The 10,368-nt window shown below is 69.6% G+C and carries 8 protein-coding genes; 2 read left to right on the top strand and 6 right to left on the bottom strand.

Features of this window, described 5'->3' with window-relative positions:
- Positions 1-183: 183 nt before the first annotated feature.
- The 4 genes from ACWDR3_RS45755 to ACWDR3_RS45740 all read right to left on the bottom strand — a co-directional run bounded on the left by ACWDR3_RS45755 (position 184) and on the right by ACWDR3_RS45740 (position 4,158).
- Positions 184-1,884: an acyl-CoA mutase large subunit family protein gene (locus tag ACWDR3_RS45755; RefSeq protein ID WP_450358625.1), complete on the bottom strand. Its 1,701-nt coding sequence runs from the start codon at positions 1,882-1,884 to the stop codon at positions 184-186.
- 75 nt (positions 1,885-1,959) lie between these two features.
- Positions 1,960-2,298, bottom strand: a complete 339-nt coding sequence (locus tag ACWDR3_RS45750; protein ID WP_450358624.1) for a DUF3817 domain-containing protein — start codon at positions 2,296-2,298, stop codon at positions 1,960-1,962.
- A 66-nt stretch (positions 2,299-2,364) separates the two neighbouring features.
- A complete protein-coding gene (locus ACWDR3_RS45745; RefSeq protein WP_123997681.1) occupies positions 2,365-2,874 on the bottom strand; it encodes a MarR family winged helix-turn-helix transcriptional regulator in 510 nt (169 codons plus the stop codon).
- 21 nt (positions 2,875-2,895) lie between these two features.
- Entirely contained in the window at positions 2,896-4,158 is a 1,263-nt protein-coding gene (locus ACWDR3_RS45740; protein WP_450358623.1) for an MFS transporter, read from the bottom strand.
- Positions 4,159-4,233: 75 nt separating this feature from the next.
- On the opposite strand from ACWDR3_RS45740, the gene ACWDR3_RS45735 reads away from it, so the two are divergent.
- Positions 4,234-5,217, top strand: coding sequence for a DUF5937 family protein (locus tag ACWDR3_RS45735; RefSeq protein ID WP_450358622.1), 984 nt, complete (start codon positions 4,234-4,236; stop codon positions 5,215-5,217).
- A 95-nt stretch (positions 5,218-5,312) separates the two neighbouring features.
- Complete coding sequence (locus ACWDR3_RS45730; protein ID WP_450358621.1) at positions 5,313-6,308, top strand: glycoside hydrolase family 6 protein; 996 nt, start codon at positions 5,313-5,315, stop codon at positions 6,306-6,308.
- A gap of 35 nt (positions 6,309-6,343) precedes the next feature.
- On the opposite strand, the gene ACWDR3_RS45725 is transcribed toward ACWDR3_RS45730, so the two are convergent.
- The gene (locus tag ACWDR3_RS45725; RefSeq protein ID WP_450358620.1) at positions 6,344-8,299 is read right to left on the bottom strand and encodes a galactose oxidase-like domain-containing protein; all 1,956 of its coding nucleotides are present in this window, start codon (positions 8,297-8,299) and stop codon (positions 6,344-6,346) included.
- 3 nt (positions 8,300-8,302) lie between these two features.
- Complete coding sequence (locus ACWDR3_RS45720) at positions 8,303-10,084, bottom strand: glycosyltransferase family 2 protein (protein ID WP_450358619.1); 1,782 nt, start codon at positions 10,082-10,084, stop codon at positions 8,303-8,305.
- Positions 10,085-10,368: the final 284 nt, after the last annotated feature.

Genomic DNA, 10,368 nt, shown 5'->3' with positions numbered 1-10,368 from the left:
GAGTCGCACTTAACCTGCGCGTTTCGTGTACGGGATAGCCTCCCGAGTGTGCAAAGTCCCCCCTGTGAACTCGCCGAGGTGCGGGCAGTCGTGCCGCTGGGGCGGCACGGGTGGGCGCAGGCGGCACCCCGTCAGCGCCGGGCTGCGCGACCCACCCGCCCTTCGCCCACAACCAACCGACCCTCAGAACCCAGCCGGCTCCGTGTACACCCCCCACTCGTCCCGCAGCACCCCACAGATCTCCCCCAGCGTCGCCTCAGCCCGCGCAGCATCCAGCATCGGACCGATCATGTTCGACCCATCCCGAGCAGCCGCCAGCATCGCGTCCAACGCCCCCCGCACAGCAGCCTCGTCCCGATCAGCACGCCGTCCCCCCAACGCCCGCACCTGATCCCGCTCCACCTCATGACTGACCCGCAGAATCTCCAAGTCCCCCGTGACAGACCCGGTGTGGACGTTCACACCCACAACCCGCTTGTCCCCCTTCTCAAGGGACTTCTGGTACTGGAACGCCGACTCGGCGATCTCGCCCGTGAACCACCCGTCCTCGATCCCGCGAAGGATCCCGGACGTGACCGGCCCGATCGGATGCCGCCCGTCCGGATGCGCCCGCAGCCCCCGCTCCTTGATCTGCTCGAAGATCCTCTCCGCATCCGCCTCGATCCGGTCCGTCAACTGCTCCACGAACCACGAACCACCCAGCGGATCCGCCACGTTGGCGACCCCGGTCTCCTCCATGAGCACCTGCTGCGTCCGCAGAGCGATCTCCGCCGCCTGCTCACTCGGCAACGCGAGCGTCTCGTCCAGCGCGTTGGTGTGCAGCGAGTTGGTCCCGCCCAGCACCGCCGCCAGCGCCTCCACCGCCGTACGCACCACGTTGTTGTACGGCTGCTGAGCCGTCAGCGAGACCCCCGCCGTCTGTGTGTGGAACCGCAGCCACTGCGCCTTGTCGGTCTTCGCCCCGTACACGTCCCGCATCCACCGCGCCCAAATCCGCCGCGCCGCCCGGAACTTGGCGATCTCCTCGAAGAAGTCGAGGTGCGCGTCGAAGAAGAAGGAAAGACCGGGCGCGAACACGTCCACGTCCATCCCGCGGCTGAGCCCCAGCTCCACGTACCCGAACCCGTCCGCCAGCGTGTACGCCAGCTCCTGCGCGGCCGTCGCCCCGGCCTCACGGATGTGGTACCCGGACACGGACAGCGGCTTGTACGCGGGGATCCCGGTCGCGCAGTACTCCATCAGGTCGCCGATCAGCCGCAGATGGGGCTCCGGCTGGAAGAGCCACTCCTTCTGCGCGATGTACTCCTTGAAGATGTCCGTCTGCAGCGTGCCGTTGAGGACGGCCGGGTCGACGCCCTGCCGTTCGGCGGCGACGAGGTACATGCAGAAGACCGGGACGGCCGGCCCGCTGATGGTCATGGACGTCGTCACATCGCCCAGCGGGATGTCCTTGAACAGGACCTCCATGTCGGCGGCCGAGTCGATGGCGACCCCGCAGTGCCCGACCTCGCCGAGCGAGCGCGGGTCGTCGGAGTCGCGCCCCATGAGCGTGGGCATGTCGAACGCCACGGACAGACCCCCGCCGCCGTTGGCGAGGATCATCTTGTACCGCTCGTTGGTCTGCTCGGCGTTCCCGAACCCGGCGAACTGCCGGATGGTCCACGTCCGCCCTCGATAGCCGGTCGGATGCAGCCCACGCGTGAAGGGGTACTCCCCCGGCCAGCCGATCCGCTCGAACCCCTCGTACGCATCACCCGCCCGCGGCCCGTACACAGGCTCGACCGGGTCTCCGGAGAGCGTCGTGAAATCGGCCTCACGCTTGCGTGCGGCGTCGTACCGGGCCTGCCAGCGTCGGCGGCCCTCTTCGATGGCGTCAGCGTCCATACCTTCGAATTTACTAGGACGTCCTAGTAAATGTCGATGGCTGACCGCCGTACGCATGTCGCACGGCGGTGAGTGTTACGCCTTGACGGGCGCCGGGGCGGCCTCGGCGACCTTGCCCTCCAGCTCGTGGCTGATCTTCCGCTCCACGAAGAAGGCGGCCGTCGGGATGGTCCCGGCGAGCAGGACCCACAGCTGCTTGCCGACCGGCCACTTGGCCTTGGAGCCCAGGTCGAAGGCGAAGACCAGGTAGACCACGTAGAGCCAGCCGTGCGCGATGGCGACGACGCGGGTGAAGTCCGCGGCCCCGTCGACGTCCAGGCCGTACTTGGCGATCATGCTCAGGCACAGCAGGACCAGCAGCACACCGGTGACGTAGGCCATGACGCGGTAGCGGGTCAGCACGCTCTTTTTCATGGCTACGAGCGTAACCACCCGTTTCGCGCGATCTTCCGGCACCCCTAGGAGGCCGTCACAAGAGCCCTACGCCTCGTCGAAGTCGCTCGCCGCGATCCGCAGCGGGCGCAGCATCGCGAAGATCTCCGCGCACTCCTCGGCGTCGTACGCACCGAGCCCGAAGTCCATCGCCATGAGATCCCGCGTGGCCGACTCCACGACCTCTCGGCCCTTGTCGGTGATGGTGGCGAGCGTGCCGCGCCCGTCGTTGGGGTTGGGCCGCTTGTCGACCAGGCCGGAGCGCACCAGGCGGTCGACGGTGTTGGTGACCGAGGTGGGGTGCACCATCAGGCGCTCGCCGATCTTCGACATCGGCAGCTCGCCGGCCTTGGAGAAGGTGAGCAGCACCAGCGCCTCGTACCGCGCGAACGTGAGTCCGTAGGGCTTGACCACCGCGTCGACCTCGGCGAGCAGGATCTGCTGGGCGCGCATGATCGACGTGATGGCGACCATCGAGGGCACGTTTCCCCAGCGCTGCTTCCAGAGTTCGTCGGCACGGGCGATGGGGTCGAAGGGAAGGCTGAGCGGCTTCGGCACGGCAACGACCTTACCGGCCGGTCATATGGTGGTCAGCCCCGTCTCGCCTTTCGGTCGGGTGCGTACCACCTCCGCCGCCAGCAGGGTGCAGCACACCGCGCCGACCACCCCGGCACCGGCCACGGTCGCCCGTACTCCGGCGAACTCCGCGACCACCCCGGCGAGCGCCATCCCCGCTCCCTGAATCGTCATCAGCCCGGCGGTGAGCAGGGTCATCGCCCGCCCCCGCAGCTCGTCGGGCACGGCCCGCACGAGCCACTGGTCAAGTCCCAGCGTGTACGCCGATCCCGCGCCCGAGACCAGGAGGAAAAGGAGCGAGACCGCGAGGCCCGGGCGGAACAGGTAACCGGCGTACGGCAGCAGCGTGCAGCAGACCAGCGGGAGGGTGATGCGCTCCCGGGCGGCCGGGCGCAGCCGGGATCCCGCGTACAGCTCGCCGGCGATGGTGCCGACCGGCAGCGCGCACATCAGCAGGCCGAGACCCACGGAACCGGCCGTCAGTTCGGCGGCGTAGGGAGCGGCCAGCGCCTCCGGCGCGACCGAGAACATCGGCGGGATCCAGAAGAGAAGGAGCAGGGCGCGTACGCGGCGGTCGGCGAGGACCTGCCGGGCGCCCCTGAGGCCGTCCCGCACCAGGGCGTTCCCGACCCCCGCCCGGGCCGGCCTGCGCCGGGTGCCGAGGCGGAGCAGCAGCGCGGAGGCGCAGAAGGTGCCGACCGTGATCAGCAGCGCGTGCCGCGGTGATACGACGATCAGGAGCAGGCCGCCCAGGCCGTACCCGATGAGCAGCGCGCTCTGCGAGACGATCCGCAGCAGCGAGCGGCCGAGCACGAACAGGTCGCCGTCGCCGAGGATGTCGGCCAGCGTCGCCATCCGAGTGCCCTGGAACACCGGCGAGACGACGGCCACGCAGCAGCGCAGCGCGAGCAGGACGCCGATGTGCGCGCCGGGCAGCACCATCGGCGCGACGCAGGCCGCGCACACCAGGTCGCACACCACGAGGACCCGCCGGGCCGGGAAGCGGTCGGCGACGCCCGCGAGCAGGGTCCCGCCGACGACGTACGGCAGGAAGCCGAGCGCGAAGGTGAGGGCGCTGAGCAGGGGGGAGCCGGTGAGGTCGTAGACGAGGACGGAGAGCGAGATCTCGCTGACGACGACGCCGAGCAGGGAGAGGGCGTGCGCGGCGAAGACGGCGCGGAACTCGGGGACGGCGAAGACACGGGCGTATCCCGTGGGGGCCGGTGGTGCGGGCCGGGTGGTCGTGCCGGCGGACTGGTCTGGCATGGGCAGCAGCGTGCTCGGCCGGGGCGGGGCAGGATAGAGATTCGGTGCCCGCCGAATGTTGGGGAGGGAGAGAGCATGCCGTCGCGTCTGTACTTCGGGGAGGACGACTTCCTGCGCTGTCGCTTCGCGGTGTCTCCGCTGTGGGAGACGCAGGAGGTGGTGCGCATGCTCAAGCGGCCCGAGCGGCAGGGGTATCACGCGCACTGGCTGAGGCGGATGGAGAAGGTGGCGGCCGGGCTCGACCTCACGGATCTGTGGCTGCTGATGCCGCGCCGGGGACACTGTCCGGACTGGCTGTGCCCGCCGCCGATCGGGCCCGCGGCCACGTTCGAGGAGGAGATCGCGGCGGTACGGGCGACCGACCCGGTCACGGCCCGCGCGGACACCGCCAAGTCGCTGGCCGACACCCCGGGCGCGCTCGACTCCCCGCAGGCCAGGAGGTGGCTGCGGGATCCGGTGGGCATGGTCCGGGAGCTGGCGGACGCGATGGAGGAGGCCTGGCGCGCGCTGATCGCCCCGGACTGGCCCCGCCTGCGCACCCTGCTGGAGGCCGATGTCGCCTTCCACTCACGCCGGTTGGCCGAGGTCGGGCTCGGTGGGCTGCTGCCCGAGATCAACCGGCGGTTCGGCTGGCAGGCCGGCACCCTGACCGTCGACATGAACCTGGAGCACGAGCGGCGGCTGGGCGGACAGGGTCTGATGCTGATGCCGAGCGTCTTCATCTGGCCGGACGTGGTCAGCACCTTCGACCCGCCCTGGCAGCCGACCCTCGCCTACCCGGCCCGCGGCATCGGCGGCCTGTGGGCCGAACCGGCCGACCGCACCCCCGACACCCTGCTACGACTCCTGGGCCGCGGCCGAGCCACCGTCCTGGCCGCCCTCGACGAACCCGCCTCCACCGCCGCCCTCGCCCACCGCCTCGACCTCGCCCCGTCGTCGGTCTCGGCGCATCTGACCCTGCTGCGGGACGCCGGACTGCTGACGGCACGGCGGTACGGCCATCAGGTGCTGTACGAGCGGACGCCGCTGGGGATCGCGCTGGTGTCGGGGGACGGCTGACGGCGACGGCCCATGGCGGCCATGTCGGTTCCGTGTCCTTAGATCCCTTTATGGGACGATCGCTGACGTTCCGTCACCTCGCCCCAGGGAGCGGCATGTCCCGGCTGATCCACACCCTCGCGGCTCTCGCGGTCCTCGGGCTCGCGGCGGGCTGTTCGTCGTCCGGCGTCGACGAGGCCTCCGTCGCCGGTGCCGCCTCCGGCAAGGCGCGCGCCAAGACGTCCACCGCCTTCTGGGTCGACCCCGAGAGCCCGGCCGCCCAGCAGATCGCGATGTGGCAGCGCCAGGGCCGCAAGCAGGACGCCGCACTGCTCGGCCGGATCGCCGACGAGCCCGTCGCGCTGTGGCCGGCCGGCGAGCTCGACCCGGGCCCGGCCGTGCGCACGGCGACCGCGTCCGCGAGTTCGGAGGACCGGACGGCGCTCTTCGTGGCGTACGACATCCCGCACCGCGACTGCGGTCAGCACTCGGCGGGCGGGGCGGCGGACGCGGACGCCTACCGGGCCTGGATCGGGCAGTTCGCGGACGCGCTCGGGGACAGCAAGGCGCTCGTGGTGCTCGAACCGGACGCGGTCGCGCACATCGTGGACGGCTGCACGCCGGGTGAATACCACGAGGAGCGCGAGCAGTTGCTGAGCGAGGCGATCGACCGGCTGAAGCAGCAGCCGAACACCAAGGTGTACCTGGACGCCGGCAACCCGTCCTGGATCCGCGAGCCGTGGAAGCTGGTCGACCCGCTCAAGCGCGCCGGCATCGACCGGGCCGACGGCTTCTCGCTGAACGTCTCCAACTTCCAGACCGACGACCGCACCACCAAGTACGGCCTCCAGCTCTCGCGCGATCTGGGCGGCAAGCACTTCGTCGTCGACACCAGCCGCAACGGCAACGGGCCGATGCCGGGCGCCTGGTGCAACCCGCCGGGCCGCGCGCTCGGCACCCGCCCGACGACCGACACCGGCCAGGAGGCCGTGGACGCCTACCTCTGGGTCAAGCGGCCCGGTGAGTCGGACGGAACCTGCGAGGGCGGTCCGGACGCGGGGCAGTGGTGGCCGGAGTACGCCTTGGAGCTGGCTCGCAACTCCAAGGCGTAGCACCGGCGTTCACTTCTGGTCGTCACTTCAGGTCGTCACTTCACCTGGATCCACTTGGCCTCGGACGGCGTGCCCTGCGCGTCCGTCACGAAGAGCATGTACCAGCCGGGCGGTACCAGCGCCGGGTCGCTCGGCACGTCGACCGTGACCGCGTGCGCGTCCTTGGTCAGGCCGAGCTCGATGGAGCGCTGCTCGACGTCGGTCGTGTGGGTGACCGCGCTGGGCCGCATCAGCCGGGCCTTGACGACCCGTTCCGGGTGATCGGTCCGGTAGGTGGCCCGGTGGTGCCGGTCGAGTTCCTGCGGGCCGTCCTCCAGGACCGGCCGGGTGGCGGCGCCCCGGTGCACGACGGGCGGGGTGAAGATCTCCATGCGCTGCTCGAAGTGGCCCAGTTTCGTGTTCTGTTGGTCGTCGAAGAGCGGGTCCGAGCCGAAGGTGACGACCCGGCCGTCGGGCAACAGCAGCGCCTCGGAGTGGTAGTTGCGGCCCACCGCGGGGTCGGCCGCCTCGTGGAAGGCGTTGGCCTTGGGGTCGTAGAACTGCGCCTTGAGGATGTTGCTGGCGCCGCGGCCGCGGTAGTCCTCGGAGCCGTTGGTGGTGAAGACCGAGTCGTCCGGCATGATCACGCTGTTCAAGTACCGCGTGCCCTGCGGGAGGTTGGGGCCGTCCTTGAAGACGGGGTTGTCCTTCTTCAGGTCGACGACCGCGGTCCGGGGCGTCGACCGCTTGGACTCACCGACCCCGCCCCCACCCATGATCATCACCTTCTGGTCCTGCGCGGGCGGCAGCAGGAGAGAGGACGAGGTCTCGGTCTCGTCCGGGTCGCGCAGCCCGGGCACCTTGGTGAAGGTGTTGGTCTTCAGGTCCCACAGTCCCGGCTCGCGCCCCTTCTCGGCGGGCCCGTAACCGGCGTTGGAGGCCGGGTAGAAGAGCTTGCCGCCCTTGGTGAGGAAGAGCGCGGGGTACGTCGGGAAGTACCGCTTCGGCCCCGGCGACCACTTCTTGGTCTTGGGGTCGTAGTACTCGTTGTCACCGGGATCGATGACGCCGACGTCGTCAAGACCGGAGACCGCGAGGACCCGTCCGTCGTCGAGGCCGACGAGGGTCGGGTACCAACGGGCCTTCTGCATCGGGTCGACGGGGATGTACCGCTCGGCCTTGGGGTCGAACTCGTAGGCGGCACGGATGCCTTGGAAGTCCTGCTTGTCGAGCGTGATCTTCTCGCTCAGCCCGTACGTGTTGTTGGCGTCCTTGCCGGTCAACCCCTCGATGTCGTACTGGGACTGCTTGTCCGTGGCGGACAGCGGTCCCGTCTCGACGGCCTCGACGAAGACGCGGACCTCGCTCGCGGTGACGCTGGTGCGCCAGGGCTGCATCACACCGCGGGCGTTGTACGTCACCTTGAAGGCACGCTTGGCCTTGGGCACGGTGACGTCGAAACGGCTGACGTACTCGACGCCGGCCGGCGATCTGAACCGGGTGCCCTTCTTGAGGAACATGGCCTTGTCGGGGTTCTCGTTCTTCACGCGCATCCCGCCGCCGGCCCGCTGCACCTCCCCGTCGAGCCGCTCGTAGCGGGCGGTGCCGCCGGCCACCAGGAGTCTGCCGTCGGGGAGTTGGGCGTGCCCGGAGCAGAAGAAGTCGTCGGGGGTCGGGATCTTCTTGAAGGTGTTGGCCTTCGGATCCCAAAGGACGGTGTCGAATGACCCCTTGTCGAACTTCTTCTGCTCGTTCCCCGAGCCGGCCACGATGAGCACCTTGCCTGTGTGCAGGAGCGCCGCGTGGATGGCGTTGGTGCGGTACTGCTCCGGGATGTCGATCTGACTCCAGGAGCCGTACTTCGCCTTGTACTCGGGCCGCGAGATCTCGTACTCGTGGTACTTCTCGCTCGCGAAGTCGAATGCGGCCGGGGCGTTCAGGCCCGCCAGGATGGCGATGCCCCCGATCCCCAGGACGGTCTTCTTGGTCTTCTGGGACGGCTGGTAGGCCATGGCCTAGTTGCCTCCTGTCGCGGAGCCGGAGACGGAGGGACCGGCGGCGCTGGTCGCGAGCGCCGGTTCGGCACTCTCGACGCTGAGCGCGGACCGGTGCGGCGACTGCCGCGCGCGCCGCTCCTTGAGCAGCGTGGAGCACCACACCGCGACCGGCGCCAGCGCTATCGCCATGGCCAGGACGGCCCAGGTGCGCATGGCCGCGTGGGTGTGGTCGAGGACGACGGAGGCGGCCAGGGAGGTGCCGAGGAAGGTCGCCCAGAAGAGATGGATACGGAAGGTCGCCAGCCGGTCCGCGCTGGCGCCGCCCTTGGGGGTGACGACGAAGCGGGAGGGCCGGCGGATGAGGGCCTCGCCGAAGGACTTGAGGTAGATCGGCGCGGACAGGGCGGACATCGCCATGCCGGCCAGTCCGCCCGAGCCCTCCGGTTCGTGCGGGGAGACGTTGTGGCGGCGGTTCCAGAGGTAGAGCCCGATCTGGAGCGCGGCCGCGTCGCTGTAGAGCATCAGCCACACCGAGGCGGAGACCTGGGTGCCGGAGGCCCCGAACCACAGGAACAGGAAGCAACTCATGATGCCCAGCAGCCAGTTGACGGCCGTCATCGGGTAGTACACGAGCATGAGGGTGTAGGAGAACAGCCGCCCGGGAGGCATCGTGAAGGGCGCCTTCCAGTACTGCTTGAAGAGCGTCTCGTACGTCCCCCGCGACCAGCGCATCTGCTGCGTGAAGAAGTCGGTCCAGGAGGCCGGGCCCTCGCCGGTGGCCAGGACGTCGGGCGTGTAGACGGACCGCCAGTGGTTGCGCGAGATCGGATTCCGGTGCCGGTGGATCTCGAACCCGGTCGCCATGTCCTCGGTGATGGAGTCGAACAGCCCGCCGACCTGCTTGACGGCGGAGATCCGTACGACGTTGTTGGTACCGACGAACATGGGCGCGCGGTACCGATTGCCGGCCCGCTGGATCAGCGCGTGGAAGAGGAACTGCTGCGACTCGGCGGCCTTGGTGACGGGGTTGTGGTAGTTCCCGTACACCTGGGGCCCGACGACGAAGGCGACGTCCGGGTCGCGGAAGTACCCCATCATCCGCAGCAGGAAGTCGGGGTGCGGGACGTGGTCGGTGTCCACGGAGGCGAAGAACTCGTACTCGTCGCCGTGCATCGCGATCCACGCGTTGTAGTTCCCGTGCTTGGTCCGGGCCTTGTGCACACCCTTGGGCCGATTCCACTCGGGAACCCCATGCCGAGTGAAGTGCCGCACGCCGAGCTCGGCACACAGCGCCTTGGCCTGCGCGTCGTCCCCTTCGTCCAGCAGCCATACATCCAGCGGCCCGGTGTGAGTGATCCTCACCGCCCCTTCAAGGGTGGCGCGGACCATGGAGAGCGGCTCCTTGCCCGGAACGTAGGTCGTCAGGAAGGCCACCCGGGTGCCGGCTTCCGGAACCACCGGGACCGGGTCGCGGGCGACGAGGGTGGCGTGGGCGACGGAGGCGACATTGACGACCATGAACAGCTCGATGAGCCCGATGGCGACGAGCATCGCGATATCGAGCCCGACCATCCACTCGGCCCCGCCCTCGCGCTCCACCCAGTGGGTGGGCCACACGAGGTAGACAAGCAGGGCCGCGGTGAGCAGCGGCGCGAGACTCATCAGCAGGACGGCACGTATTCGGTGGGGCTCGCGCGAGAGGAGCGAGGTGTACTGCACCCGATAGGCCCCGGCGGACGGCTCCATGAGCGGTCCGGCCAGTCGGCTGTGGGTGTCGTAGTCGTAGCCCTCCGGCCGCACAGCGCCCTCCAGTGAGTGAGGAATGATCGGCGATCTTGTCCGATATCCATACAAAAGAGGACATTTATGGGCGTGTCGAACTGGGGACGGCCAGGTGGGCGTACGGGGTGCCTCCGGCGGTCGGGCAGGGGTGTGTCTTTTCAGCCCGTCCGGCGTTTGAGGACGAGGCCCGTTCAGGGCCGATCGGGGGTCCAGGGGGCGGAGCCCCGCGCCGGTCAGCAGCTCCAGGTTGTCCGTGAAGTCGCAGGCCTGCTTGGTGCAGCCGGGCACACCACCGGCGAGAA

The organism is Streptomyces sp. NPDC001002 (assembly GCF_053599215.1).
The sequence above is the reverse complement of the archived record's forward strand: the minus strand, read 5'-3'. Positions and strand labels throughout refer to the sequence as shown.

Coding starts and splice junctions, on each gene's coding strand:
- ACWDR3_RS45730 (WP_450358621.1), top strand. CDS start 5,313: ATGTCCCGGCTGATCCACACCCTCGCGGCTCTCGCGGTCCTCGGGCTC.
- ACWDR3_RS45735 (WP_450358622.1), top strand. CDS start 4,234: ATGCCGTCGCGTCTGTACTTCGGGGAGGACGACTTCCTGCGCTGTCGC.
- ACWDR3_RS45755 (WP_450358625.1), bottom strand. CDS start 1,884: ATGGACGCTGACGCCATCGAAGAGGGCCGCCGACGCTGGCAGGCCCGG.
- ACWDR3_RS45750 (WP_450358624.1), bottom strand. CDS start 2,298: ATGAAAAAGAGCGTGCTGACCCGCTACCGCGTCATGGCCTACGTCACC.
- ACWDR3_RS45725 (WP_450358620.1), bottom strand. CDS start 8,299: ATGGCCTACCAGCCGTCCCAGAAGACCAAGAAGACCGTCCTGGGGATC.
- ACWDR3_RS45740 (WP_450358623.1), bottom strand. CDS start 4,158: ATGCCAGACCAGTCCGCCGGCACGACCACCCGGCCCGCACCACCGGCC.